Annotated in this window: 25 protein-coding genes; 16 read left to right on the plus strand and 9 right to left on the minus strand. The window is 67.3% G+C overall.

The window, feature by feature from the left end; translation table 11 throughout:
- Positions 1–30: 30 nt before the first annotated feature.
- Entirely contained in the window at positions 31–732 is a 702-nt protein-coding gene (gene msrA / locus ACZYRS_RS19385; protein WP_463420545.1) for a peptide-methionine (S)-S-oxide reductase MsrA, read from the plus strand.
- A 9-nt stretch (positions 733–741) separates the two neighbouring features.
- Here msrA and ACZYRS_RS19390 read toward each other — a convergent pair whose 3' ends face one another.
- The 5 genes from ACZYRS_RS19390 to ACZYRS_RS19410 are packed head-to-tail and all read right to left on the minus strand — an operon-like array spanning position 742 to position 6387.
- A complete protein-coding gene (locus ACZYRS_RS19390; RefSeq protein ID WP_463420546.1) occupies positions 742–2037 on the minus strand; it encodes an acetyl-CoA hydrolase/transferase family protein in 1296 nt (431 codons plus the stop codon).
- 19 nt (positions 2038–2056) lie between these two features.
- Positions 2057–3082: a class I fructose-bisphosphate aldolase gene (locus ACZYRS_RS19395; protein ID WP_463420547.1), complete on the minus strand. Its 1026-nt coding sequence runs from the start codon at positions 3080–3082 to the stop codon at positions 2057–2059.
- A gap of 47 nt (positions 3083–3129) precedes the next feature.
- Positions 3130–4302 carry an NAD(P)/FAD-dependent oxidoreductase gene (locus tag ACZYRS_RS19400; RefSeq protein WP_463420548.1) on the minus strand — a complete coding sequence of 391 codons (1173 nt, stop codon included), beginning with the start codon at positions 4300–4302 and terminating at the stop codon, positions 3130–3132.
- A 13-nt stretch (positions 4303–4315) separates the two neighbouring features.
- A complete protein-coding gene (locus tag ACZYRS_RS19405) occupies positions 4316–5221 on the minus strand; it encodes a delta(1)-pyrroline-2-carboxylate reductase family protein (protein WP_463420549.1) in 906 nt (301 codons plus the stop codon).
- An 8-nt stretch (positions 5222–5229) separates the two neighbouring features.
- Positions 5230–6387 (minus strand): branched-chain amino acid ABC transporter substrate-binding protein, encoded by a 1158-nt coding sequence (locus ACZYRS_RS19410; protein WP_463420550.1) that lies wholly within the window; start codon positions 6385–6387, stop codon positions 5230–5232.
- Positions 6388–6564: 177 nt separating this feature from the next.
- Here ACZYRS_RS19410 and ACZYRS_RS19415 point away from each other — a divergent pair, with 177 nt between their 5' ends.
- Positions 6565–7458, plus strand: a complete 894-nt coding sequence (locus ACZYRS_RS19415; RefSeq protein WP_042579678.1) for a LysR substrate-binding domain-containing protein — start codon at positions 6565–6567, stop codon at positions 7456–7458.
- Positions 7459–7464: 6 nt separating this feature from the next.
- Here the strand turns inward: ACZYRS_RS19415 and ACZYRS_RS19420 are convergent, their stop codons facing one another.
- A complete protein-coding gene (locus tag ACZYRS_RS19420) occupies positions 7465–8493 on the minus strand; it encodes an aldo/keto reductase (RefSeq protein WP_463420551.1) in 1029 nt (342 codons plus the stop codon).
- Positions 8494–8613: 120 nt separating this feature from the next.
- On the opposite strand from ACZYRS_RS19420, the gene ACZYRS_RS19425 reads away from it, so the two are divergent.
- The 4 genes from ACZYRS_RS19425 to ACZYRS_RS19440 all read left to right on the plus strand — a co-directional run bounded on the left by ACZYRS_RS19425 (position 8614) and on the right by ACZYRS_RS19440 (position 11297).
- The gene (locus tag ACZYRS_RS19425) at positions 8614–9066 is read left to right on the plus strand and encodes a GNAT family N-acetyltransferase (RefSeq protein ID WP_463420552.1); all 453 of its coding nucleotides are present in this window, start codon (positions 8614–8616) and stop codon (positions 9064–9066) included.
- A gap of 14 nt (positions 9067–9080) precedes the next feature.
- Positions 9081–9506, plus strand: a complete 426-nt coding sequence (locus ACZYRS_RS19430) for a PaaI family thioesterase (protein WP_463420553.1) — start codon at positions 9081–9083, stop codon at positions 9504–9506.
- 191 nt (positions 9507–9697) lie between these two features.
- Positions 9698–10546 carry a histidine kinase gene (locus tag ACZYRS_RS19435; protein ID WP_463420554.1) on the plus strand — a complete coding sequence of 283 codons (849 nt, stop codon included), beginning with the start codon at positions 9698–9700 and terminating at the stop codon, positions 10544–10546.
- Between the two features lie 100 nt (positions 10547–10646).
- Positions 10647–11297 (plus strand): extensin-like domain-containing protein, encoded by a 651-nt coding sequence (locus tag ACZYRS_RS19440; protein WP_463420555.1) that lies wholly within the window; start codon positions 10647–10649, stop codon positions 11295–11297.
- Between the two features lie 9 nt (positions 11298–11306).
- Here the strand turns inward: ACZYRS_RS19440 and ACZYRS_RS19445 are convergent, their stop codons facing one another.
- Positions 11307–11657 (minus strand): hypothetical protein, encoded by a 351-nt coding sequence (locus ACZYRS_RS19445; protein ID WP_463420556.1) that lies wholly within the window; start codon positions 11655–11657, stop codon positions 11307–11309.
- 323 nt (positions 11658–11980) lie between these two features.
- A complete protein-coding gene (locus ACZYRS_RS19450; protein WP_463420557.1) occupies positions 11981–12808 on the minus strand; it encodes an alpha/beta hydrolase in 828 nt (275 codons plus the stop codon).
- A gap of 421 nt (positions 12809–13229) precedes the next feature.
- On the opposite strand from ACZYRS_RS19450, the gene ACZYRS_RS19455 reads away from it, so the two are divergent.
- From ACZYRS_RS19455 to ACZYRS_RS19490, 8 genes are all read left to right on the plus strand, one after another.
- Positions 13230–14213 (plus strand): MurR/RpiR family transcriptional regulator, encoded by a 984-nt coding sequence (locus tag ACZYRS_RS19455; protein ID WP_463420558.1) that lies wholly within the window; start codon positions 13230–13232, stop codon positions 14211–14213.
- Positions 14210–15169: an isoaspartyl peptidase/L-asparaginase family protein gene (locus ACZYRS_RS19460; protein WP_463420559.1), complete on the plus strand. Its 960-nt coding sequence runs from the start codon at positions 14210–14212 to the stop codon at positions 15167–15169. The genes ACZYRS_RS19455 and ACZYRS_RS19460 overlap by 4 nt, the downstream gene beginning before the upstream one ends.
- A gap of 159 nt (positions 15170–15328) precedes the next feature.
- The gene (locus tag ACZYRS_RS19465; protein ID WP_463420560.1) at positions 15329–17212 is read left to right on the plus strand and encodes a dipeptide ABC transporter ATP-binding protein; all 1884 of its coding nucleotides are present in this window, start codon (positions 15329–15331) and stop codon (positions 17210–17212) included.
- 73 nt (positions 17213–17285) lie between these two features.
- Positions 17286–18839, plus strand: coding sequence for a glutathione ABC transporter substrate-binding protein GsiB (gsiB, locus tag ACZYRS_RS19470; RefSeq protein ID WP_198784177.1), 1554 nt, complete (start codon positions 17286–17288; stop codon positions 18837–18839).
- A gap of 80 nt (positions 18840–18919) precedes the next feature.
- Positions 18920–19840 (plus strand): glutathione ABC transporter permease GsiC, encoded by a 921-nt coding sequence (gene gsiC / locus ACZYRS_RS19475; RefSeq protein WP_198784178.1) that lies wholly within the window; start codon positions 18920–18922, stop codon positions 19838–19840.
- A gap of 10 nt (positions 19841–19850) precedes the next feature.
- Positions 19851–20777, plus strand: coding sequence for a glutathione ABC transporter permease GsiD (gene gsiD / locus ACZYRS_RS19480; RefSeq protein ID WP_463420561.1), 927 nt, complete (start codon positions 19851–19853; stop codon positions 20775–20777).
- A 21-nt stretch (positions 20778–20798) separates the two neighbouring features.
- A complete protein-coding gene (locus ACZYRS_RS19485) occupies positions 20799–21878 on the plus strand; it encodes a DmpA family aminopeptidase (RefSeq protein ID WP_463420562.1) in 1080 nt (359 codons plus the stop codon).
- The gene (locus tag ACZYRS_RS19490) at positions 21875–22696 is read left to right on the plus strand and encodes a M55 family metallopeptidase (protein ID WP_463420563.1); all 822 of its coding nucleotides are present in this window, start codon (positions 21875–21877) and stop codon (positions 22694–22696) included. Before ACZYRS_RS19485 ends, ACZYRS_RS19490 begins: the two co-directional genes overlap by 4 nt.
- A 7-nt stretch (positions 22697–22703) precedes the next feature.
- Here the strand turns inward: ACZYRS_RS19490 and ACZYRS_RS19495 are convergent, their stop codons facing one another.
- Positions 22704–23666: a cupin domain-containing protein gene (locus ACZYRS_RS19495; RefSeq protein WP_463422512.1), complete on the minus strand. Its 963-nt coding sequence runs from the start codon at positions 23664–23666 to the stop codon at positions 22704–22706.
- A gap of 121 nt (positions 23667–23787) precedes the next feature.
- Between ACZYRS_RS19495 and ACZYRS_RS19500 the strand changes: the two genes are divergently transcribed.
- Positions 23788–24324: a carboxymuconolactone decarboxylase family protein gene (locus tag ACZYRS_RS19500; protein WP_463420564.1), complete on the plus strand. Its 537-nt coding sequence runs from the start codon at positions 23788–23790 to the stop codon at positions 24322–24324.
- Between the two features lie 28 nt (positions 24325–24352).
- Positions 24353–24961: a peroxiredoxin-like family protein gene (locus ACZYRS_RS19505; protein WP_463420565.1), complete on the plus strand. Its 609-nt coding sequence runs from the start codon at positions 24353–24355 to the stop codon at positions 24959–24961.
- Positions 24962–25309: the final 348 nt, after the last annotated feature.

Here is a 25309-nt window from a genome sequence, read left to right on the forward strand (position 1 = left end):
CACGCGCCAACCTCCCCTGAAGGACAAACCATGAAATCCCTCGCACTCACCGCCGGCGCACTGGCTGCCGCCGCCCTGGTCTGGTACGCGGTGCCCTCGTTCGCCGAGCCGGCCAGGCGCGTGCCCGCGCCCACCGCCGACCTCGCCGCCCCGGCCGCCGCGAAGACCGAAACCGCTGTGTTCGCCGGCGGCTGCTTCTGGGGCGTGCAGGGCGTATTCCAGCGCGTGCAGGGCGTGAGCAACGCGGTGTCGGGCTACGCCGGCGGCGACGCCAAGACCGCGCGCTACGACGAAGTGGGCTCGGGCCGCACCGGCCATGCCGAGGCGGTGCGCATCACCTACGACCCCAAGCAGGTGAGCTACGGCAAGCTGCTGCAGATCTATTTCTCGGTGGCGCACGACCCGACCGAGCTCAATCGCCAGGGCCCCGACACCGGCACGCAGTACCGCTCCACCGTGTTCGCCGAGAACGCCGAGCAGGCCCGCATCGCCAAGGACTACATCGCGCAGCTGAACCAGGCCAAGACCTTCGGCAAACCGCTCGCCACCACCATCGAGACGGCCAAGCCCTTCTATGCGGCCGAGGACTACCACCAGGACTACCTCACGCTCAACCCGAGCCAGCCCTACATCGCGATCAACGACATGCCCAAGATCGACGACCTGAAAAAGCTCTTCCCCGAGAGCTACAAGGCCACGCCCTCGCTGGTGCGCGCGGCCAAGGCCGGTTGACGGCCTGGGTCAGAGCAGCTTCGCGCGCTTGACGTGTTCGGTGAGCTCCGCCCGGAAATCCGGGTGGGCGATCGCGATCAACTCCAGCGCACGTTGCCTGGCCGACTTGCCGCGCAGCTGCGCCACGCCGTATTCGGTGACCACGTAGTTGATGTCGTTCTTGCTCGTGCTCACATGCGTGCCGGGCGAGAGCGAGGGCACGATGCGCGAGATGGTGTCGCCCTTGGCCGTCGAAGGCAGCACGATGAACGCCTTGCCCCCGCGCGAGCGGTTGGCCGCGCGCACGAAGTCCGACTGCCCGCCCGTGCCCGAATAAGGCGCATGCCCGAGGCTCTCGGAGCCGCACTGGCCCAGCAGGTCGATCTGCATCGTCGCGTTGATGGCGATGAGGTTGTCGTTGAGCCCCGCGAGCGCCGGGTCGTTGGTGAAATTCACCGGGTGCATCTCCAGCGACGGATTCCGGTTCATGAAGCGGTAGAGCTTGGCCGACCCGAGCGCAAAAGTGGCGACGGACTTGCCCGGCAGGTAGTTCTTGCGCCGGTTGGTGACCGCGCCGCTCTCCACCAGCGTGAGGATGCCGTCACCGATCATCTCGGTGTGGATGCCCAGGTCGTGCTTGTGCGTGAGCTGCATCACCACCGCATCGGGAATGCCGCCGTAGCCGATCTGCAGCGTGGAGCCATCGTCGATCAGGTCGGCCACGTGCTTGCCGATGGCCTCCTGCACGGGGCCGATCTTCGGCAGGCCCACTTCCATCACCGGCGCGTCGCTCTCGACGAACGCCGCCACCTGCGAGATGTGCACATGGCAGTTGCCGTGCGCGAAGGGCACGTTCGGGTTCACTTCCAGCACCACCGCGCGCGCCTTGGCGATGGCGGCCATCGTGTAGTCGGCGCCCAGGCTCACGGCGAAGTAGCCGTGCGCGTCCATCGGCGAGGCCATGCTGAAGACCACCTCGGCGGGGATCTGGCCGCGCTCGATCTGCGCGGGAATCTCCGAGAAGTAGTTGGGGATGAAATCGATCCAGCCCTCCTGCCCGCCCGCGCGCGTGGCGCCGCCGAAGAAGAGCGCGACGTGCCGCACGTGGTCCACGGTCTCGGGATCGATGTAGGCGTACTTGCGCATCGCGAGGATCTGCGCGACCTTGACGTCGCGGAAATCGCGGCGCTGTTCGGAGAGCGCGGTGAGCAGCGATGGCGGCTCGCCGACGCCGGTCGGCACGATGATGAGATCGCCGTTGCGCACGAGGCGTACGGCATCGGCGGCGGCAACGCGCTTGCGCGCATAGAGGTCCTGGACGGTCATTCGCTCTTTCTTTTTTTAGTTATCGCGGCGCGTCGGCCTGCGCGTCGTAGCGGCCGCCGCGCGCGGCCTTGTTGCAGCCCGTGCGGAACACCAGCGCCTGCTGCGCCTGTGCGACGTTGGCGGCCTGGCCCTTCCAGAGATCGAGTGCCGGCTGCTGCACGGCGCGCGAGAACGAGAAGGTCAGCGCCCAGGGCATGCGCGACTTGAATTTCACATTCATCGCCTGGAGCCGCGCGGACGCCAGCTGCGCCGACTGCCCGCCCGAGAGAAATGCCACGCCCGGCACGGCGGCCGGCACGGTGCGCAGGAGGCACGCCACCGTCGCATCGGCCACCGCATCGACGCTGTCCTGCGTCTGGCTGCCCTGCCCCGGCAGCACCATGTTCGGCTTGAGCAGCATGCCTTCGAGCAGCACGCCCTGCGCGTTCAATTGAACGAACACTTCGCGCAAGACTTCTTCGGTGACCTCGGCGCATCGCGCGAGGGAGTGGTCGCCGTCCATCACCACTTCGGGCTCGACGATCGGCACCACGCCAGCCTCCTGGCACAGCGCCGCATAGCGTGCGAGCGCGTGGGCGTTGACGTCGATGCAGGCCCGCGTGGGCAGGCCGTCGCCGATGGCGATCACGCCGCGCCACTTCGCGAAACGGGCGCCCATGCCGACGTATTCCGCCAGACGTTCGCGCAGGCCATCAAGGCCTTCGGTGACCGTCTCGCCCGGATGCCCGGCCAGCGGCTTCGCGCCCATGTCCACCTTGATGCCGGGGACGATGCCTGCGTCCGCCAGCGCCTGCGCGAACGGCTTTCCGGCATTGGTTTTCTGGCGGATGGTTTCGTCGAACAGGATCGCGCCGCTGATGCTGTCGGCCAGTCCCGGCGCGGTGACGATCAGCTCCCGCCAGTCGCGCCGCGCGCTCTCGGTCTGCGGGATGTTGAGCGCGGCGAAGCGCTTGTTGCAGGTGGCGTTGCTCTCGTCCATCGCGAGCAAGCCCTTGTCGCCGGCGACCAGCGCCTGTGCGGTATCGATCAATGTCTGTGCAGTCATTGGGGCACCTTTCTGGCGGGCATGGTACGCCCGCGCGCCCCCTGCATCTAGATCACGTTCTTCTCGAGCAAGGGTTTGTTCTCGAGGATGCGCGCGAACGAAACCGGCGAGAGATCCAGGCTGCGGTACTCGCCGAAGCGGATCAGCTCCGCGATGCCGCGCCCGGCCGCCGGGCATTGCTGCAGCCCATGTCCCGAAAAGCCATTGGCGAAGAACAGGTTGTCGCACGCCGGGTGCAGGCCGAGGATCGCGTTGTGGTCGAACACGTTCATCTCGTAGTAGCCGGCCCAGGCGCCGGTCATGCGGATGGCTTCGAAGGCCGGGATGCGCTCGGCGAGCGCGGGCCAGATGAGTTCGTCGAACGCGCCGTACTCGACATCGAGGGGCACGTCGTCGTGGTCCTGGTCTTCGGGCGGCGCGAAGCCGCAGATGAACTGGCGGCCCTCGGGGCGCAGCCAGATGCCCGAGGTGTCGATGACCAGCGGGCAGCCCGGCAAGGTCTCGGGGCACGAGAAGCTGAACACGCTGCGGCGGCGGCCGCGCACCGGCAGGTCGATGCCGGCCCACCCGGCCACCTTCGCGGCCCAGGCACCGGCGGCGTTGACGACGATGTCGGCATCGAGCGTGTCGCCGTTGTCGAGCTGCACGCCGGTCACGGTGCTGCCCTTGCACCGCAGCCCGGTGGCATGCGCTTGCACGTACCGCGCGCCCTGCGATGCGGCCTTCTTGCGAAAGGCTTGCAGCAGGCTGTAGCCGTCGTACCAGCCTTCCCCCGAGAGGCCCAGCGATGCGAGTTCGACGCCCTCGGTCGAGATCCACGGGAAGCGCGCCTTCAGTTCTTCGGGCGCGAGCAGCGCCACGTCCACCGCATGCGCCTTCTGCATCGCGTGGTTCTCGCGCAGCACCTCGACGCCCGCCGGCGAGGCCAGGTACAGGTAGCCGGGCTCGACCAGGCCGATGTCCGGCACGTCGTCGCCGACGCGCAGGGTCTCGCCCAGGTGCCGGAAGAAGTCGATGCCGTAGAGCGACATCTCGATGTTAATGGCAGTGGAGAACTGCTGGCGGATCGAACTGGCCGACAGCGCCGACGATGCCTGCTTGTACGAGAAGTCGCGCTCGACCACCGTGACCTCGAAGCGCTCCGCCTCCGGGTCTTGGGTCAGGAAGTAGGCGATGGCAGAACCGATGGCCCCGCCGCCGATGATCACCACTCGACGCATGGATTCTTTCCGTTCATCGTTGCTGTTGATGCGTGTACGCCAGCTGCGCCGCAGCCAAGTCCCACAGCGCATGGCCCACGGTCTTGATCAGCACCGGCCGGTCTGGCGTTGCCGGCTCCGCGTTCGCGAAGGCCTGCACGCCGGACCAGTCGATGCCCGCCTGGATCAGATCGCCCGCCTCGTGGCGCGCACCCTCCAGCGTATCCACAAACACGGCGCAGCGGCGCACGAGTTCGGGCGGCACCTCGGCCATGTCGGCACGGTAGGCGCCGACGGCGATGACAGTGGCGTCCGGCCGCACCTGCGATGGGACCACCGGACTCGATGAATTGGTGGTGGCGACGATCACATCGGCTTCTTCGGAAACCTGCGCCGGATCATCGATCGCGCTCGCGTCCACGCCGAGCGTGCGCATGTGCTGCGCCAGCTGTTCGGCATGGGCTTGCATGCGCGCGTGAATCCACAGATGGCGCACGCCTGCGACCTCCGCAAAAGCCTCGGCGTGCGAACGCGCCTGCACGCCCGCGCCGATCAGCAGCATGCGGCCGCCGACATGGCGCCCTGCCCTTGCAGCCCCGGCCAGCGACAGCGCCGCCGTGCGCCGGGCGGTCAGCACATTGCCATCCATCGAGAGCAGCCGGGTGCCCGTGGCCGCGTCCATCAGCGTGACCTCGCCCTGCACCACGGGCAATCCAAGGCCGGCGTTATCGGCATGCACGGTCACGGTCTTGAGCGCCGCGAAGCGCGCATCCGCCGCGGGCATCAGCAGCAGCACGCCGCCGCCCGCGAGCGGCACCGAGGTTCGTGTCGCCGCATGCGCCTCGCCAATGCGCTCGCGCTCGAACATCTGCAGCAGCGCCTCGACCAGCGCGCCATAGGGCAGCGCAGCCGCCGTCTCCGCCGCGTCCAGCGCCCGCATGCGTGCGTTCAGGAGCCGGCCACGCGGACGCGCTTGCCGTCCTTGTAGGTGAAGACGGTGAAGTCGGGCTTCTGCAGGTTGCCCTTGGCATCGAAGCTGATGGCGCCGGTCACGCCGTCGAACTTCACCTTGCGCATCGCCGGGAGGTAGGCCTCGGGCTCGACCGAGTTGGCCGCGCGCATGCCGGCGGCCAGCGCCATCATGGCGTCGTAGAGGTACGGCGCATAGGTCAGCACCTCGACGCCGAAGCGCGCCTTGTAGCGCTGCTCGAACTCGGCGCCTTTGCTGGTCTTCTCGATCTCCTTGCCGCCGCGCGTGCAGTACAAAAGGTCGTCGACCGCGCCGCCGCTGATCTTGGCAACCTCGTTGGTGCACAGGCCGTCGGTGCCCAGCAGCTTGGCCGTGATGCCCAGCTGCTTCATCTGCCGCGCGATGAGGCCGCCCTGCGCGTCCATGCCGCCGTAGAACACCACGTCGGGCTGCTTGGCCTTGATGCTGGTGAGGATGGCCATGAAGTCGGTCGCCTTGTCGCTGCCGAATTCCTGCGCGACGATGGTGCCGCCCAGCCCTTTCACGCCGCGCGTGAACACCTCGGCCGCGCCCTGGCCGTAGGCGGTGCGGTCGTCGATCACCGCGATCTTTTTCGCCTTGAGGTCCTTCACCGTGAAGTCGGCGATGGCCATGCCCACGTCGTCGTCGCTCGCGAGGATTCGAAAGACGTTGCTGTAGCCCTGCTTGGTGAAGGTCGGGTTGGTCGCGGTCGACACGTCGGGCAGGCCCGCGCGGCTGTAGACGGCCGAGGCCGGAATGGCGGCGCCCGAGTTGAAATGGCCGAGCATGCCCTTCACGCCCATGTCGGCCAGCTTGTTGGCAACCACCATGGCCTGCTTGGGGTCGGCCTGGTCGTCTTCGGACTGCAGCACGAACTTGATCTTCTTGCCGCCGATGACAAGGCCCTGCTTGTTCAGGTCTTCGACCGCGAGGCGCGCGCCGTTGTCGTTGTCCTTGCCCCAGTGGGCCGCGCCGCCGGTGAGCGGGCCGGCATGGCCGATGGTGACGGTCTGCTCGGCCTGCGCGAGCGCGGCGGTGGGCAGTCCAAGAACGGAGGCCAGTGCAATGCCCAGAGCAGTGGTCCGGGCAGTACAGCGGGTGCGCAAGACAATCATCGGAAGTCTCCTCATATCGTTGGCAGGGGTCGAGACGCAGAATAGGATCGCGGCGGCATGCGAAACAAACGCTAAATGCGCACAACGTTGTGCAGCGCCGGAAGGACCGAGGCAACGAAGGCGCCGGGCACGGCAGGTGCTTGCGCCACGCAGCACAGAAGAGACAACAGGCATTCGATGAGAAAAGACATTCCCAACCTGGGCGCGCTGCAGGCCTTCGAGGCCTCGGCGCGCCTCGGGAGCTTCACCCGCGCCGCGGCCGAGCTGGCGCTCACGCAGAGCGCGGTCGGGCGGCAGGTGGCGATGCTGGAGCAGCGGCTGGGCGTGCCGCTCTTCTCGCGCGTGCGCCGGCGCTTGACGCTCACCGACGTGGGGCGCGAGTACGCGGCGCGCATCCGCCGGCACCTGGACCAGATCCGCCGCGACACGCTGGAGATCAGCGCGGGCCACGACATGGGCTTCGTGCTGGAGCTGGCCGTGGTGCCCACGTTCGCGACGCAATGGCTCATTCCGCGGCTGCCCGATTTCAGCCGGCTGCATCCGAACATCACGGTGAACTTGTCGGCGCGTTCGCAGCCCTTCTCGTTCCAGGAGAACGCGTACGACGCGGCCATCTATTTCGGCGACCAGTTCTGGCCCAACACGCGCGGCGGGCTGATCTTTTCAGAGGGCGAGATGGTGCCGATCTGCAGCCCAGCATTTCGCGATGCCAACGGCCCGTGGGACGAAGCAGGCTTCGAGCGCTGCCGCCATGTGCACCTGAGCACGCGCGCGCATGCCTGGCGCGACTGGTACGCACAACAGGGCTGGGACTACACGGTGCATGCCTCGCGCGGGCCGCGCTACGAACTCTTCACGATGGTGGTGGCCGCGACGGCCGCGGGCATGGGGGTGGGCCTGGCGCCGCGCATCCTGATCGAGCACGAGCTGCGCACCGGCGAACTCGTGATCCCCGTGGACCGGCACCTCGACGTGCCGCAGGGCTACTACTTCGCGTACCCCGAAGGCCGGCCGGCCTCCGGGGCGCTGGAGCACTTCAAGCAGTGGGTGCTTGGCCTCACACCGAGGTAGGCCTGCCTAGACCGGGTTCGGATTGCGCTCCAGAAAGCCCTGCTGGTGCCAATAGGGATAGGTCCGCGTCACCGCGCTGGCCGCATCGAGCTCGGCGACCTGCGCGGGCGTGAGGTTCCAGCCCACGGCACCGAGGTTCTGGCGCAGCTGCGTTTCGTCGCGCGCGCCGACGACCACGCTCGACACCGTCGGCCGCTGCAGGAGCCAGTTGAGCGCGACCTGCGGCACGGTCTTGCCGATTTCTCCGGCGACCTTCTCCAGCGCATCGACCACGCGGTACAGCAGCTCGTCGGCCACCGGCGGGCCCATGTCGGCCGTCACGTGCAGGCGGCTGTTGGCGGGCAGCGGCTGGCCGCGGCGGATCTTGCCCGTGAGGCGGCCCCAGCCCAGCGGACTCCAGACCACGGCGCCCACGCCCTGGTCCTGCGCGAGCGGCATCAGCTCCCACTCGTACTCGCGGCCGATGAGCGAGTAGTACGCCTGGTGCGCCACGTAGCGCGCATAGCCGTAGCGCTCGGACACGGCCAGCGACTTCATCAGGTGCCAGCCCGAGAAGTTCGATGCGCCCACGTAGCGCAGCTTGCCCGCGCGCACGAGGTCGTCCAGCGTGGACACGGTCTCTTCGACGGGCGTGCTCGCGTCGAAGCCGTGCAGCTGGAAGAGATCGATGTAGTCGGTGCCCAGGCGCTTGAGTGCGGTGTCGACCGCCCGCACGAGGTGATGGCGCGACGACCCCGCTTCGTTCGCCCCAGGGCCGCTGCGGAACGTGGCCTTGGTGGAGATGATGAGCTTGTCGCGCGGCCGGCCCTTGATGGCCTCGCCGAGCACCGATTCGGCGGCGCCGTCGGAGTAGATGTCGGCGCTGTCGAACATGTTGACGCCCGCGTCGATGCAGATGTCGATCAGCTTGCGCGCCTCGGCCACGTCGGTGCTGCCCCAGGCGCTGAAGAACTCGCCCTTGCCGCCGAAGGTGCCGGTGCCAAAACTCAACACGGGGACCTTGAGGCCCGATTTGCCCAGATGACGGTATTCCAAAGCACTGCTCCTTCGAAGATTGAGCGGCGAGCCGACCGGCGCGCCGTGCGGCATTGTTGGCCGGGGCGTTGAACCTCGTCGCGAGTCGGGCTTTGCGGGGCGCTGGGTAACATCGGTTGAATGCAGATTGCGATTGAAAACCCCGGCCAGCCCGACGTCGTCCAGCTCATCGACGACCTCGATGCGTACCAGAAGCCGCTCTATCCGCCCGAGAGCCATTACGGCATCGACATCGCGGCGCTGTCCGCCGCCAACGTGCTGTTTGCCGTGGCACGGGATGAGAGGGGCACGGCGATCGGCTGCGGGGCCATCGTCATGGAGCCCGGGTACGGCGAGCTCAAGCGGATGTACGTGCGGCCGCAGAACCGCGGACAAGGCGTTGCGGCCCAGGTGCTGACCTTTCTCGAAGGCGAAGCGACGGCACGCGGCCACACGATGTTCAGGCTGGAGACGGGGGTAAGCCAGCCGGAGGCGCTGTCGTTCTATGCGCGCTCGGGCTACGCGCGGCGCGAACGCTTCGGGCGTTACCCGGAAGATCCATTGAGTGTTTTCATGCAGAAGGACGCGGGCTGAGGCCGGCGATGCACATGAGCGATATCCAGCAAAGAATCTCCGCCAGCTTCGACGCACAGGGCCTCATGAAGACCATCGGCGCGAAGCCCGCATCGGTGGCCGACGGCGAAGTGCAGATCGAGATGCCGTTCTCCACCGCCCTCTCGCAGCAGCACGGCTACGTGCATGCGGGCGCCATCACGAGCCTGGTCGACAGTGCCTGCGGCTATGCGGGGCTGACGAAGGCGCCACCGGGGTTCGAGGTCGTCACCGCGGAGTTCAAGATCAACTTCGTGCGGCCCGCGCTCGGCGAACGGTTCCTTGCGATCGGGCGGGTGCAGAGTGCCGGCAAGTTGCTGGCGGTGTGCACCGGCGAGGTCCGTGCGTTCGCGGGCGATGGGCCCGACTACAAGGTGATCGCACTGATGCAGGCGACGATCGTCAACGTGCGGCGCGACTGACGCAGCCGCGTGTGCCCTGCAGCGCGCGGCGTGCGCCTACAAGCGGTGTTGCAAAACCTGACATCGCACAGGCGCGCAAGCAAGCACGATGTCGCGTCGATGCGCTGGCCCCCGCCGTCCGGGCCGTCGATCTCACGGACCGCCCGGTCACGGCGCTCCTGAAACCCCCACACGGCCTGCCGAGAGATTCCATGCCAGACACGCTGCTGTTCGAGGATTCACGCTTGCCGAAATGGACGCCCGCCTCGTCGCCCACCGCACCTCGCGTCGCAGGCGCGCAACCGGTGTCGGTGGGATGGGCGCTGTCCAACTGGTCCGCTGCGGCGCACGCGCTGCAGCCGCGCCCCGATCTTTCGCCAGCAGCACCGGCGCCTGCGCACGACTGCCAGAGACTGATCAACGCCGCAGTGCACGACATGCGCAACTCGCTGTCCGCCATCCGCCTGGGCATCGAGCTGCTCGCGCGCCGGGGCGACCCGCAGCAGCCCGATGCGGTGCTCGAGCATGTCGACCATGCCGCGAACCGCGCGATCGAACGGTCCGAAGAGCTCGCGGATGTGTGCCGGCTCGCGACAGGGAAGAACCTCGACATCGCCACCAAGCCGTTTTCGCTGCATGCGGTGATCCGGCAGGCGATCGATGCGCTCGTCCCCACTGACTCCTGCGCCGCGCACACCGTCTTCGAGCACGACCGGCTGGGCGACGGCGACTGCTGCGGCGATGCGGCTCGCATCGCGCAATTCCTGGCCCTGGCTTTCGAAGAGCTCGCGAGTTCGGGATGGCCGGCACGGGTGATCGTCGTGAGCGAAGTGGCCGGCGACCGGTTTCGCATCGCGCTCTGCGAAAGCGCCGCGACGGTAGAACGGCAAAGCGGCGACCGGCCCGGTGCATTGCTCGCTCGCACGCGTCGGCACGTGCTGCTGCACGGCATCGCCGGCGCGCACCGGGGCCGCGTCGAGTTCGGCGACGCCCGCGGAGGCCGCCCGTCGATCGAGGGCAGTTTCCGCAGCGTCCGGCGCGGGCCGCCGGCTGGCGATTGAAGGCCGCGCCCTGCCCGCACCTTCCGCGCCTTCATCACGCCGCGGCCTGTGGGCCGGCCCCGCGCTGTGCGCCGCGCTCGCAGCGGGCGCGTGGGCGGTGATGACGGGCGCCGTCGAAATTCCCGAGCGCTTCAACCCCTGGGCGCCGCTGGACGTGATGGCCGAGCCCGACTGGCTCACGAACTTCAAGCTCGCCCGCGCCCGCCGCGAACCGACGCGCTGCCTCACGGCGCTCGCGCGCACGGACATGAAGTACGAACAACTGCCCGACCGCGTGACCGGCGAAGGCTGCGGCTTCGAGAACGCGGTGCTGCTGCGCTCGGCCGGCGTGCGCCTGGGCACGCCGCCTGCATTGAGTTGCCCGATGGCGCTGTCGTTCTTCATGTGGGAAAAGCATGCGCTGCAGCCGGCCGCGAAGCAGCACTTCGGCGAGCCGGTCGTGGCCATCGTGCACCTGGGCAGCTATGCGTGCCGCAACGTGAACCGCGGCGAAGGCGCGGTGCCGGGCGCGCCGCGCAGCAGGCATGCGACCGCCGATGCCTTCGATGTGGCGGGCCTCACGCTGGCCGGTGGGCAACGCATCACGGTGCGTCGGGATTGGACAGGCAATGGCGATCCGGCAGACCTGCTGCTGCGCGATGCGCACCGCGGGGCCTGCCGATTCTTCGATGGGGTGCTGGGTCCCGACTACAACGCAGTGCACCGGGACCACTTTCATCTGGAGACTGGCGGCTATTCGATGTGCCGCTAGCCATGCGCCCTATGCGCCGGACGGGCTCGGCGCGAACACGCTCGGCGTCATGGCCGCGCGCATCGCCTGCACGGCCTTGTCCACTGACTCGATGCGGCGACTCAGTTCTTCGTTGACCACGCGCACCAATGCACTGAGTTCATTGCGCGTCGGACTCAGTTCTTCGGCACCGCCCGGTTCAGGCGACACGATGAGCTTTTCGAGGCACGCGTAGGCGCTGTGCACATCTCGAAGACTGTCGGTGTCGTCGCAGACCTGCAGTGCCAGAGTCTCGACGGTGGGTTGCTCCGGGTCGAAGGCGATGCCATGACCTTTAGAAGCATTTGAAGATTGCGCGTTAGCGTTAAGAGGGGCAGCCATATGGCCTCCAAGGAGTGTGATTTGATAAATCGCCACATCCAACGCCAATTGGAGGCGGCGACTCGAACGGGTTGGCGTACCGGACACCCCTTGCGAGAACCGGCGAGCCTCGCGGCTCCCCGCCCGAGCCGCCAAAAAAACTGGAGGCACGAACGACGAAGCCGCAGAGTCTCTGCGGAGAAATCTGCGGCTTACGTCGCAGGGTGTATTGGGACGCCAATCCCATGCGCGCCTTTTTTTGACGCACGGTGGCAGTGTATCGCCGACGCTCCCAACCGCCTACCCAAAGACTCGCACGATCACGTCTTCGGTCGCTCGACGATCTATTTCAAGACCCGTGTCACCGCATCCTCGAACGCAGGAACATCCGTCTGCGTATGCGAGGTCGAAGAGAAAACAGTCTCGATCAGTTGCAGGCCCGCGTAGTGCCGGTCGGTCAGCTTCTGGTACAGGTCGCTCACCTGCAAGGTGTTGCAGTCGGGCCCGCTGTTGCATCGGGCAAGAAGCAGCGTCACCGGAAACTGCTTGCCGGCCGATGCGTCGAACATCCTCTGCTCCAGGTCCTGCCACTCGGTCGGGCGGAATCCGAAGGACCCTTCGAAGGACAGGAAGTACGAAAAGGTCAGCTTGTCCGGCGCTTCGAGGAAGAACGAAATGCCGGTCATCAGGCCACCGAGAGACAGCCCGGTGAGCATCCGCTTCTTCGCATCCGCGCGGTACTTCGCTTCGATGAACGGAACGAGTTCCACCGTCAGGAAGTCGTGGTACGCAAGGGCGCCGGGCAGGATGTAGTCGGTCTCGCGCCGTGCGGTTCCGCCGATGGCTACAAGGATCGCCTTGGCGCCGCGCTTCTCAAGGATGGCCCTGAAGTTATCGAAGCGGGTGCCCGGCGGATTGAAGTTCGCGTCGCCGTCCATGGCGTAGATGACGGGGTACGCCGCCGTGTCCGCGTCGTACGAGGCCGGGATGAAGATGTTGATCGGATAGGTCGCGCCGGTCTTTGCGGACTTGATGCTGTCGGACACCACGCGCCCCGTCGCCGAGGGCGGCGGATTGGCGGGCGGCGCCACGGGCAGTATCGGCAAGGCCGCGCCGCCACCGCCCCCGCCGCCGCCGCCACCTCCTCCGCAGGCTGACAACGCGACCAGCAACGCACAACCGCACACGCGCGCCAGTGCGCGGAAAACTCCTCCATCCCTCATGGCGAATCCTCTTTCTTTTTGAACGGTGCAACGCACACCGTGGCGGATCGTCGTCGGTGCTTCGGTCAGCAGTCAATAGCGTCGCGGGACCCACGCTGCGCATGCATCGGCGCCGAGCAGAACCGCGCGATCGCCTCACGTCGCGCGAAGCTGCCACCTCGGGGAAACACCTAGAAGCCGAATCCGCGGCGAACTCGATCGCTTGGCTCCCAGAGGGGAAACCGCGCACTCGCGGTTTTTTCCGAACCCCTTCACCGCTGGCCCGCTCCTTGCAACCTCGTTCAAAAATGACAGAAAATTTTCAAAACTGACTTATATTTGAAAACTGGTTTTCACAAAACGCACACTTTCAGGCTCCTCCGCACCATCCATGAGCACCCCCGTCGACACCCCAGGCACCACCGTGGCCCAGCGCATTGCGCAGGCGCTGCCGCGGCTGACGCGTTCGCACCGGCAGGTGGCCGACTACGTGCTGGAGCATCCGCTGCAGGTCGCCACGCTGCCGATCGATGAGCTCGCCGCCGCGGCGGGCGTGTCGGTCGCCACGGCCAACCGCTTCGCCCGCGCGCTGGAGTTCGACGGCTACGCCACCTTTCGCGCCGAGCTCGTGCGCGGCTTCGAGTCGCTGGTGGCGCCCGTAGAGCGCCTGCGCGGCAACCTGGAGCACCCGACCACGGTGGCCGAGGTGTTCGCGACCGCGCTGGACGAGAGCCGCCGCAACATCGAAGCCACGCGCCAATCGCTCGACTACGCCGCCTGCGAGGCCGCGGTGCAGCGCATCGGCAAGGCGCGCTCGGTGTACATCGCGGGCTTCGGCGCGAGCGGCTGGCTCGCGGGCCTGTTGCAGCACGGGCTGGACAGCAGCTGTAGCGACGTGCGCCTGCTGCCGGGCGTGAGCGGCGTCACGCATGCGGCGCGCTCGCTGATGCATGCGGGCCCGAAGGACGTGTTCATCGGCCTCACTTTTCCGCGCTATCTCACCGACACCGTGCTGCTCGCACAGATTGCGCGCGAACAGGGCTGCGGCGTGATCGCGCTCACCGACCGGCCGACCTCGCCGATGGCGCCGCTCGCCGACATCGCGCTCTACTGCCAGACCGAAACCAACTACCGCCCCAACTGCGAGACCAGCGTGCTCGCGCTGGTCGAGGCGCTCACCAGCGCCGTCGCGCTGCGGGCGCCCGACCCGGTGCAGTCCGCGCGCCGCACGCTGCAGGTGCTGCGGCCCTGGCTGCACGGCGCGAACGGGCTGGCGCGCATCGACGGCGCCGGCGCCGGTCAGCGCGCCTCCGGCACCTCCAAAGCCATCGCCCTGAACGGCGCGGCCAAGAAAAAGAAGAAAGCTCCCCGATGAAGAACACCACGCCCGTCATCGCCATCCACGGCGGTGCCGGCACCATCAGCGCCGCCACGACCAATGCCACGCAGGCGCAGGCCTATCACGACGCACTGCAGAACATCGTGCGCGCCGCGCAGGCGGCGCTGCTCAAGGGCGCGTCCGCGCTCGATGCCACCTGCCTCGCGGTCGAGCTGCTCGAGGAGTGCCCGCTCTTCAACGCGGGCCACGGCGCCGTTTTCACGCACGAGGAAACGCACGAGCTCGATGCCGCCGTGATGGACGGCGCCACGCTCGCCGCCGGCGCCATCGCTGGCGTATGCCACGTGCGCCGCCCGGTGCGCGCAGCGCGTGCCGTGCTCGAAGACGGCGCGCACGTGCTGCTGGCCGGCGCGGGCGCCGAAGCGTTCGCGCGCGACCACGGGCTCGAAATGGTCGAGCCCTTCTTCTTCTCGACCGAGGCGCGCCGCCAGCAGCTGTACCGCGTGCGCGACACCGGCCGCGTGGTCACCGACCACGAAGGCGCCGCGATGACGCCGCCGCTCGATGAAGACAAGAAGTTCGGCACCGTCGGCGCCGTCGCGCTCGACATGCACGGCCACCTCGCCGCCGCCACCTCGACCGGCGGCATGACCAACAAGCGCGTCGGCCGCATCGGCGATTCGCCGCTGATCGGTTCGGGCACCTACGCCGACGACCGCACGGCCGCCATCTCCTGCACCGGCAGCGGCGAAATGTTCATCCGCGTCGCGGCGGCCCACGACATCTGCGCGCGCATGGCCTACGGCGGCGCGACGCTCGAGGCGGCCACGCGCGCCGTGGTGCATGAGTCGCTGCCCGCGATCGGCGGCACCGGCGGGCTGATCGCCGTCGACCGCCACGGCAACCTGAGCCTCGCCTTCAACACCGAAGGCATGTACCGCGCCCACGCGCGCGGCGACGAAGCCCCGGTAACGGCCATCTTCGCAGCATGAAGCACACCCCCAGTCTTCGCGCACTTCGTGTCGCTTCGCCCACCCCCTTGCAGGGGGCAACACCTGCGGCCCGGCAAAGCCGGTTCCGCGGTGTTCCACGAAAAACCGCGACGCACGCTTGAGCAATTGAGCGCCACTGCCACCCTCCTTCGCACCGCCATGTCCTCCCCTGCCCTCAACCTGCCGGACGGCCGCGTTCTCGCCGTCGACGACCTCACCGTGCGCTTCTCGACGTCCGAGCGCACCGTCGATGCGGTCAAGCACCTCTCATTTCATGTCGACCATGGCGAAACGCTCGCGGTGGTGGGCGAATCGGGTTCGGGCAAGTCGGTCACCTCGCTTGCGCTGATGCGGCTGGTGGAGCACGGCGGCGGCCGCATCCTGGGCGGCAGCATGGCGTTTCGCCGCCGCAATGGCGAAGTGCTCGACCTCGCACAGGCGCGCGACGGCACGATGCGCGGCATCCGCGGCGCGGACATCGCGATGATTTTCCAGGAGCCGATGACGTCGCTGAACCCGGTGTTCACCGCGGGCGAGCAGATCGCCGAAGCCATCCGCATCCACCAGGGCAAGAGCAACACGGCCGCGCGCGCCGAGGCGCTGCGCATGCTCGAACTCGTGCGCATTCCCGAAGCGCGCAACGTGCTCGACCGCTTTCCGCACCAGCTCTCGGGCGGCATGCGCCAGCGCGTGATGATCGCGATGGCGCTGTCGTGCAAGCCGCAACTGCTGATCGCCGACGAGCCCACCACCGCGCTGGACGTGACGATCCAGGCGCAGATCCTGCAGCTCATCCGCGAGCTGCAGAAGGAGATGCGCATGGGCGTGCTCTTCATCACGCACGACATGGGCGTGGTGGCCGAAATTGCCGACCGCGTGCTCGTGATGTACCGCGGCGACAAGGTCGAAGCGGGCGCCTCCGAAACCGTGTTCGCCGCGCCGCAGCACCCGTACACGAAGGCGCTGCTGTCGGCCGTGCCCAAGCTCGGCGCGATGCAGGGCACGGACCTGCCGGCCAAGTTCGAACTGCTGCGCGCCGAGGGCGCGCCCGAGACGGTGCCGTCCACCCCCATCGACACGACGCCGCCAACCACCGTGCGCGAAGAGGCCGGCCCGATCCTGCGCGTGCGCGATCTCGTCACGCGCTTCGACGTGCGCAGCGGCATCTTCGGCCGCGTGAAGCGCCGCGTGCATGCGGTGGAGAAGATCAGCTTCGACCTGTACCCCGGCGAGACGCTGGCGCTGGTCGGCGAGTCGGGCTGCGGCAAGTCGACCACCGGCCGCTCGCTGCTGCGCCTGGTCGAGAGCCAGAGCGGCGCGATCGAGTTCGGCGGGCAGAACATCCGCGAGCTGCCCACGCGCGAATTGCAGGCGCTGCGCCGGAACATCCAGTTCATCTTCCAGGACCCGTTCGCTTCGCTCGATCCGCGCGTGACGGTGGGCTTCTCGATCATGGAGCCGCTGCTCATCCACAACATCGCCAAGGGCGCCGAGGCACAGCAGCGCGTCGACTGGCTGCTGCAGAAGGTGGGCCTGCCGCCCGAGGTGGCGCAGCGCTATCCGCACGAGTTCTCGGGCGGCCAGCGCCAGCGCATCGCGATTGCGCGCGCGCTCGCGCTCAACCCGAAGGTGGTGGTGGCCGATGAATCGGTGTCGGCGCTGGACGTGTCGATCCAGGCGCAGATCGTCAACCTCATGCTCGACCTGCAGCGCGAGCTGGGCGTGGCGTTTCTCTTCATCTCGCACGACATGGCGGTGGTCGAGCGCATCAGCCACCGCGTGGCCGTGATGTACCTCGGCCAGATCGTGGAGATCGGCCCGCGCCGCGCGGTGTTCGAGGCACCGCAGCACGCCTACACGCGCAAGCTGATGGCCGCGGTGCCGGTGGCCGATCCGTCGCGCCGCCACAAGCCGCGCGCGCTGCTCGAAGGCGAGATCCCGAGCCCCATTCGCGCGGTGGGCGACGAGCCCGACGTGCCGCCGCTGGTGCAGGTGGCGCCCGGCCATTTCGTTGCGCGGCATGCCATTGGCGGCGCGTTCTGACCTTTTGATTCCGAACCGTTTTTCAACCCGCAGGCCCTCCTGCTTTTTTCCTCGAACCGACTGGAGTTCTTCCATGAAGCAATCTTCTTCCTCCCTGCGATGGGCATCCGCACTGCTGGGCCTGGCGGCACTGGCTGCATCGGGCACGGCGCTGGCCGCCAAAGACGTGGTGCTGTCGATCGGCTACCAGCCCGAAACGCTGGACCCATACAACACCAACACCACGATCACCACCGCGGTGACCAAGTCCTTCTATGAAGGCCTCTTCCAGTTCGACAAGGACCTGAAGGTGCAGAACGTGCTCGCCGAGAGCTACGACGTCTCCAAGGACGGCCTGGTCTACACCATCAAGCTGCGCAGCGGCGTCAAGTTCCACGACGGCACCGACTTCAACGCCGAAGCCGTGAAGTTCACGCTGGACCGCGTGCTGAACCAGGACAACAAGCTGCTGCGCTACAACCAGTTCAACCGCGTGAGCAAGGTCGAGGCACTGAACCCGACGACCGTGCGCATCACGCTGAAGGAACCCTTCGGCCCCTTCATCAACTCGCTGGCCCACGCATCGGCCGCGATGATTTCGCCCACCGCGCTCAAGAAGTGGGGCAACAAGGACATCGCCTTCCACCCCGTGGGCACCGGCCCCTTCGAATTCGTCGAGTGGAAGCAGACCGAAGCCGTGAAGGCCAAGAAGTTCGACGGCTACTGGAAGAAGGGCTTCCCCAAGATCGACAACCTGCAGTGGAAGCCGGTGCTGGAGAACAACACGCGCGCCGCGATGCTGCAGACCGGCGAAGCCGATTTTGCGTATCCCATTCCCTATGAGCAGGCCGAGCTGCTGAAGAAGAGCGACAAGCTCGAAGTGGTGGCCTCGCCCTCGATCATCACGCGCTTCCTCGCATTCAACATGCTGCAAAAGCCCTACGACAACCCGAAGGTGCGCGAGGCCATCGGCTACGCCATCAACAAGGAAGCGCTGTCCAAGGTTGCGTTCGGCGGCTACGCCTTCCCCGCGCAGGGCATCGTGCCGCAGGGCGTGAAGTACGCCGAGAAGATGGCCCCCATTCCCTACGACCTGAAGAAGGCCAAGGAGCTGATGAAGGAAGCCGGCTATCCGGACGGCTTCGAGTCGGTGCTGTGGAGCGCCTACAACAACACGACCAGCCAGAAGACGATCCAGTTCGTGCAGCAGCAGCTCGCGCAGATCGGCATCAAGCTGCAGGTGCAGGCGCTCGAAGTGGGCCAGCGCACCGAGCAGGTCGATGCATGGCCCGATCCGAAGACGGCCAAGGTCCGCATGTACTACACGGGCTGGTCGTCGTCGACCGGTGAAGCCGACTGGGGCCTGCGTCCGCTGTTCGCCTCGGAGGCTTGGGCGCCCAAGCTGAACAACATGTCGTTCTACAAGAGCGAGGTGGTGGACAACGCGCTGGCCAAGGCACTGGTGACGGTCGACGAAAAGGAAAGAACCGCGCTCTACAAGACCGCGCAGGACGAGATCCGCAAGGACCTGCCTCGCGTGCCGATGGTCACGGAACAGAACCTGTCGGCGCATGCCAAGCGCCTCTCGGGTGTGTTCGTGATGCCTGACGGCAACATCAACATCGACGCCGTCGCGGTGTCGAACTGATCGCGGCTTCTTCGTTTTCTGACTGACTGTCCGGCGGGCGGTGGCACTGTGCCATCGCCCGCACGCGACACCTGCACCCCATGCTGAATTACTTCCTCAAACGCCTGCTGGGCCTGATCCCCACACTGCTCATCGTGGCCGTGCTGGTGTTCCTGTTCGTCCACATGCTGCCCGGCGATCCGGCGCGCCTGGCCGCCGGCCAGGAGGCCGACGAGCAGACCGTGGCCATGGTCCGCGCCGAGCTCGGCCTCGACAAGCCGCTGCCCCAGCAGTTCGTGAGCTTCTTCACCCACATGCTGCAGGGCGACTTCGGCACCTCGATCCGCACGCGGCGGCCGGTGTCTGTGGAGATCGGCGAGCGCTTCTTCCCGACGGTGATGCTGACCATCACCAGCATGGTGTGGGCGGTGATCTTCGGCATGGGCATCGGCATCGTCTCTGCCGTGTACCGCAACAAATGGCCGGACCGGCTGGGCATGACGCTCGCCGTGTCGGGCATCTCATTCCCCGCATTTGCATTGGGCATGCTGCTGATGCAGATCTTCTCGGTGCAACTGGGCTGGCTTCCCACCGTGGGCGCCGCGACCTGGAAGCACTACATCCTGCCCTCGGTCACGCTCGGTGCCGCCGTGGCGGCCGTGATGGCGCGCTTCACGCGCGCCTCGTTCGTCGAGGTGATCCAGGAAGACTTCGTTCGCACCGCGCGCGCCAAGGGCGTGCACGAATCCCGGGTGATCTTCAAGCACACGCTGCGCAACGCGCTGATCCCGGTTGTCACCATGATGGGCCTGCAGTTCGGCTTTCTGCTGGGCGGCTCCATTCTTGTGGAGGCGGTGTTCAACTGGCCCGGCCTTGGCCGCCTGCTGGTCGATGCCGTGCAGATGCGCGACTACCCCGTCATCCAGACGCTGGTGCTGCTGTTCTCGCTCGAATTCATTTTGATCAATCTCGTGGTCGATGTGCTCTATGGCTACATCAACCCGACCATCCGCTACAAGTGAGCAAGCAGCCATGACGCAAGCTTCCGGCGTGCCTGCCGAAACCCTCATTCCAACGACACCGGTCGCGGCCGTCCAGATCGCGGGCAAGGTCCGCACGCCCTGGGGCGAATGCTGGCGCCGCTTCAAGAAGCAGCCCGTGGGCATCGTGGCCGCGGTCTTCGTGCTGCTCCTGGTGTTCGTCGCGGTGTTCGCGCCGTGGATCGTGCCCTTCGATCCCGAGAACTTCTTCGACTACGACATGCTGAACAGCGGCCCCTCGGCCACGCACTGGTTCGGCGTCGATCCGCTGGGCCGCGACATCTTCAGCCGCATCCTGGCGGGCGCGCGCATCTCGCTGATGGCGGGCTTTCTGTCGGTGCTGGTGGGCGGCTTCATCGGCACGGCCTTCGGCCTGCTGGCGGGCTACTACGAGGGCTGGTGGGACCGCATCGTGATGCGCATCTCGGACGTGCTGTTCGCCTTTCCGGGCATCCTGCTCGCGCTGGGCGTGGTCGCCATCCTGGGCAGCAGCATGACCAACGTGGTGGTGGCGGTGTCGGTGTTCAGCGTGCCGGCGTTCGCGCGGCTCGTGCGCGGCAACACCCTGGTGCTGAAGCAACAGACCTACATCGAGGCCGAGCGCAGCATCGGCGCGTCGGACTGGACCATCATCGTGCGGCACATCCTGCCGGGCACGATCTCCTCGATCGTCGTGTACTTCTCGATGCGCGTGGGCACCTCGATCATCACGGCGGCCAGCCTCTCGTTCCTCGGCATGGGCGCGCAGCCGCCCACGCCCGAGTGGGGCGCGATGCTCAGCGAGGCGCGCGCGGACATGGTGACCTCGCCGCACGTGGCGCTGTTCCCGAGCCTGGCCATCTTCTTCACCGTGCTCGCCTTCAACCTGCTGGGCGATGCCCTGCGCGATGCGCTCGATCCGAAGATCGACCGCGAGTAACTCCATCCGTCTTTTTTCTTCATGGCATCGACGAACACCCTGCCCTACATCGGCACCCTGCTGCAGGGCGCGCGCAACGCCATCACCGACGTCCAGGGCGTCACGGTCGGCCACCGAACGCTCGATGACGGCGGCGTGCAGACCGGCGTGACGGTGATCCGCCCGCATGCGGGCGACGCGTTCCGCGACAAGGTGCCGGCCGCCGCCGTGGTGCTCAACGGCTTCGGCAAGAGCGTGGGGCTGGTGCAGCTCGCGGAGCTCGGCGTGCTGGAGACGCCGATCGCGCTGACCAACACCTTCTCGGTCGGCACGGTGGCGACGGCGCAGATCAGGCACTGCATCGCGAGCAATCCCGAGAGCGGCCGGTCGCTGCCCACGGTGAATCCGCTGGTCTTCGAGTGCAACGACGGCTTTCTCAACGACATCCAGCGGCTCGCGGTCACCGAGGCCGATTACCTGCAGGCGCTCGACGCAGCGAACGCAGAGTTCGCGCAGGGCTCGGTGGGCGCGGGGCGCGGCATGTCGAGTTTCCAGCTCAAGGGCGGCATCGGCAGCGCCTCGCGCCGCGTGTCGTCGCCCTGCGGCGAGGTGCACACGGTCGGCGCGCTCGTGCTCGCGAACTACGGGCGCCAGCCGCAGCTGGTGCTGGCCGGCCACGCGGTCGGCGAACGGCTGGCCGCGCAGCAGTGCACGGCCGAATGCAAGGAGCCCGAGAAGGGCTCGATCATCATCGTGGTCGCGACCGATGCGCCGCTCGATGCGCGCCAGCTGCGGCGCCTGGCGCTGCGCGCGGGCGCGGGCCTCGCGCGCACCGGCTCGGTCTTCGGCCATGGCAGCGGCGACATCGTGCTGGCCTTCTCGACCGCCTACACCGTGCCCGACCGCGTCGACCGCCCGATGCCGACGATCGCGATGGTGCACGACGGCCTGCTCGACGGCCTCTTCCAGGCCGCGGCCGACAGCACCGAGCAGGCGATCCTTCACGCGCTCTGGCGCGCGACGGCCGTGACGGGCCGCGACGGCAACCACCGGGCGGCGCTTTCCGAGGTGCTGCCGCCCTCTTCCCTTTTCTCTTCCGCAGAGGCGCACGCGCACCCATGAAAGTCCTGATCTCCACCGACATCGAAGGCGTTGCGGGCGTCTACCACCACGAGCAGGCACGCCAGGGCAACCCCGAGTACGAACGCGCGCGCCTCTTGATGGCGCACGAGGCCAATGCGGCCATCGCCGGCGCCTTCGACGCAGGCGCGACCGAAGTGCTGGTGAACGACTCGCACGGCGGTTTCCGCAACATGCCGCCCGACGTGCTCGATGCGCGCGCCCGTGTCGTGCAAGGCAAGCCGCGCTACCTGAGCATGGTGGCGGGCGTGGAAGAAGACGGCGTGGAAGCGCTGTGCATGGTCGGCTACCACTCGCGCGCGCAGGGCCGCGGCATCCTTGCGCACACGATCAACAGCTTTGCCTTTGCCAACATCCGATTGAATGAGCAAGAGCTGGGCGAGGCGGGCCTCTATGGCGCACTCGCGGGCGAATACGGCGTGCCCGTGGTGATGGGCAGCGGCGACGACATCTTCATCGCCGAGAACCGCGCGCTCTTTCCGCACGCGACCTTCGTGGAGACCAAGAAAGCGACCGGCTTCAACAGCGGCGTGTCGCTCTCGCCGGAACAGTCGCGCAAGGCGATCCGCGCCGGCGTGGCCGAGGCACTGGCTGCGCGGGGCAACGCGAAGCCGCTGGTTTTCGAGGGGCCGCAGGTGGTCACGCTGCGCACGCAGTCGCCGATGATGGCCGACCTGTTCTGCCAGTGGCCCAGCTTCGAGCGCGTCGACGGCGTCACGCTGCGCTTCAGCGCGGACACGGTCGAAGCGGCAGTGCGCATGCTCAACTGCTGCTCGGCCATGTCGTCGATGCTGCGCTGACGAAGGCTCACTGTTCAGCGGTGATTGATCGGGCCGCCGTTCGCCGCCAGTCCGCCGGCGAGATGCCCATGCGCTTCTTGAAGGCCAGCCTGAACGCTCCGACGGATTGATAGCCCACTTTCTCGGCGACCGCCTCGGTCGATGACAAAGGGTTCTGCAGTTCGTTGATCGCCAGGCCGATGCGGATGTCGGTCAGGAGATCGCTCGCCGAGCGCCCCACCCGGTCCTGGAAGTGCCGCGCCATGGTGGCCCGAGACATGTGGCACAGCCGTGCGAGCTCGGGCAGCGTCCATGGATGCGCCGGGTCGTCGAGCATCGCCGCCAGCGCGGGCGCGAGGCGCGGGTGGCCTGCCAGCGCGAGCAGGCCGACCGGCGCGTCTTCCGATTCGCCGGCCAGGCGCAGCGCGACGGTGAAGAGCGCCGCCGACAGCGCGTTCAGCATCGCGAGTCCGCCCAAGGCATCGGCCGTGGACTCGGTGCGCATCATTTCCACGAGGCGCGTGACCTGCGCATGCGTCGCGCGCTGCGCCTCGGCCGTGTCCGCGGCGCCCCGTATGACGAGCGTGGAAGGCAGGTAGTCGCGCACCAGCCGTTCGTGCTGGGGGGCCAGCACGAACCGTCCGCACAGCATGTCCAGGCGCTCGCCGCGCCCCGCGTTCTCGCTCACGACCACGCTGAGGTTTTCGCGCTTCTTCACCCGACCCGGCTTGGCGCCGCTGCCGTCGTGCAGCACGTGGGCGCTGCCGTGCGTCATCAACACGATGTCGCCGGCCGACAGTTCGTGGGGCGTGCCGCCGTCCGCGCTTTCGATCAAAGCGCTGCCGCTGAGGACCACGTGATAGGGCATCTCGCCTGCCGGCGAAGGCTCGTAGACGATGCGCCAGGGTGCGCCGTACAGGCACCGGAGTTCCAGCCGGCCGCTGACCGGGATCATGCCGAGGAAGCGACTGAGCCAATCCATGAGAGAGATCCTTGAAGATTTCGTGTTGAGACGATTCGATAGTTTATTGACGGTATTCAGCCTTATCAAGCTCATTTCAGAGCCATACAGTCAAGGCTTCTCAACAACGTTTCTCCCAAGGAGTTTCACCATGACCCGCATCGCCACCCCCGCCATCGACACCGCCACCGGCGCCACCGCCGAGGTCTACGCACAGATCAAGAAGGCCGCCGGCAGCGTGCCCAACACCTTCGCCACCATCGGTGCGCACGGCCCCGCCGCGTTGAAGGCCGTGCTGCAAGCCGACGGCGCGCTCGCCGGCGGTTCGCTGAGCAAGCAGGACCAGGAAACCATCAAGCTGACCGTCAGCAAGGTCGCCGGTTGCGACTACTGCGTTGCCGCGCACAGCCTTCTGGGCAAGTTCGCAGGGCTGCCGCAGGACGTGCTCAAGGCCATCCGCGACGGGCAGCCCACCGGCGACGCCAAGCGCGATGCGCTCGTGCATTTCGTGAGCAAGCTGGTGCGCACCAGCGGCACGGTCAGTCAGGGCGAGTTCGATGCGATCAAGGCAGCCGGGTACACCGACACGCAACTGGTGGACATCAGCCTGGCCATCGCGGTGACGGTGTTCACCAACGTGTTCAACCGCATCAACGACACCGCGGTGGACTTCCCCGCGGTGGCCTGAACCACGCACGCACCCAGGAGAGATCGCCATGACGAACACGGCCGTTGAAATCGATGCGTTCATTGCCGGCCTGCGGGCTTCGGGCCTGCAAGAGCGGGCCCTGCGCGAAGGAAGCAAGGCGCCCGATGTCACCCTGCCCGATGCGCTCGGGCGCCCGGTTCGTCTGGGTGACCTGTGGAAGGACGGCCCGCTGGTGGTGTCGTTCTACCGCGGCGGTTGGTGCCCCTACTGCAACACCGAACTTCGCGCGCTGCAGCAGCGGCTGGGCGAACTGCACGGGTTAGGGGCGAAGCTGGTGGCGATTTCTCCGCAGACGCCGGACCACTCGATGAGCACGGCGCGCAGGAACGCCCTGGCCTTTCCCGTACTGAGCGACTCGAACCTGGAGGCTGCGCATGGGTTCGGCATCGGCACGACGCTGGCGCCGGAGCTCGTCGATCTGTACGGCGCGGGTGGGGTCAACCTGCCGGTGCTCAATGGCAATGGGCAGTGGGTGCTGCCGGTGCCGGCGACGTTCGTGGTCGATGAAGCGGGTGTGATCCGGTTTGCGCATGTGGATGTGGATTACCGGCAGCGGGCGGATCTGGACGAAGTGGTTGCGGCGATCGGGCGTGCTCGGCTCGCTGAGGTCGCTTGAACCTGGCGATGCTGCGCTGAGGTGGCCTTTCTTTCTCTTTGCTGAGGGCGGAGGCCGGGTCTCGCCCCGGCGGGCGACTTACTTTCTTTTGCTTCGCCAAAAGAACGTAAGCAAAGAAAAGGCGACCCTGCTGTCTGCGACCCTTCGCTTCGCTGCGGGCAACCTGCGGTGCTCGCGTTTCGCGGGGTCTCGCCGAACTCGCTGCGCTCAAACAACGGCGAGCCCTTGTCCGCGAAACGCTCCGCTCCTCGGCGCAGACAGAAGGGGTTGGGGGACCAGACACGCCATCGCTGCGCTCGGCGCTCCTTCGGGCCTTTGCTTCGCTCGGCTTGGATTGGCTCCCTCCCT

The organism is Variovorax sp. AC194 (assembly GCF_979257995.1).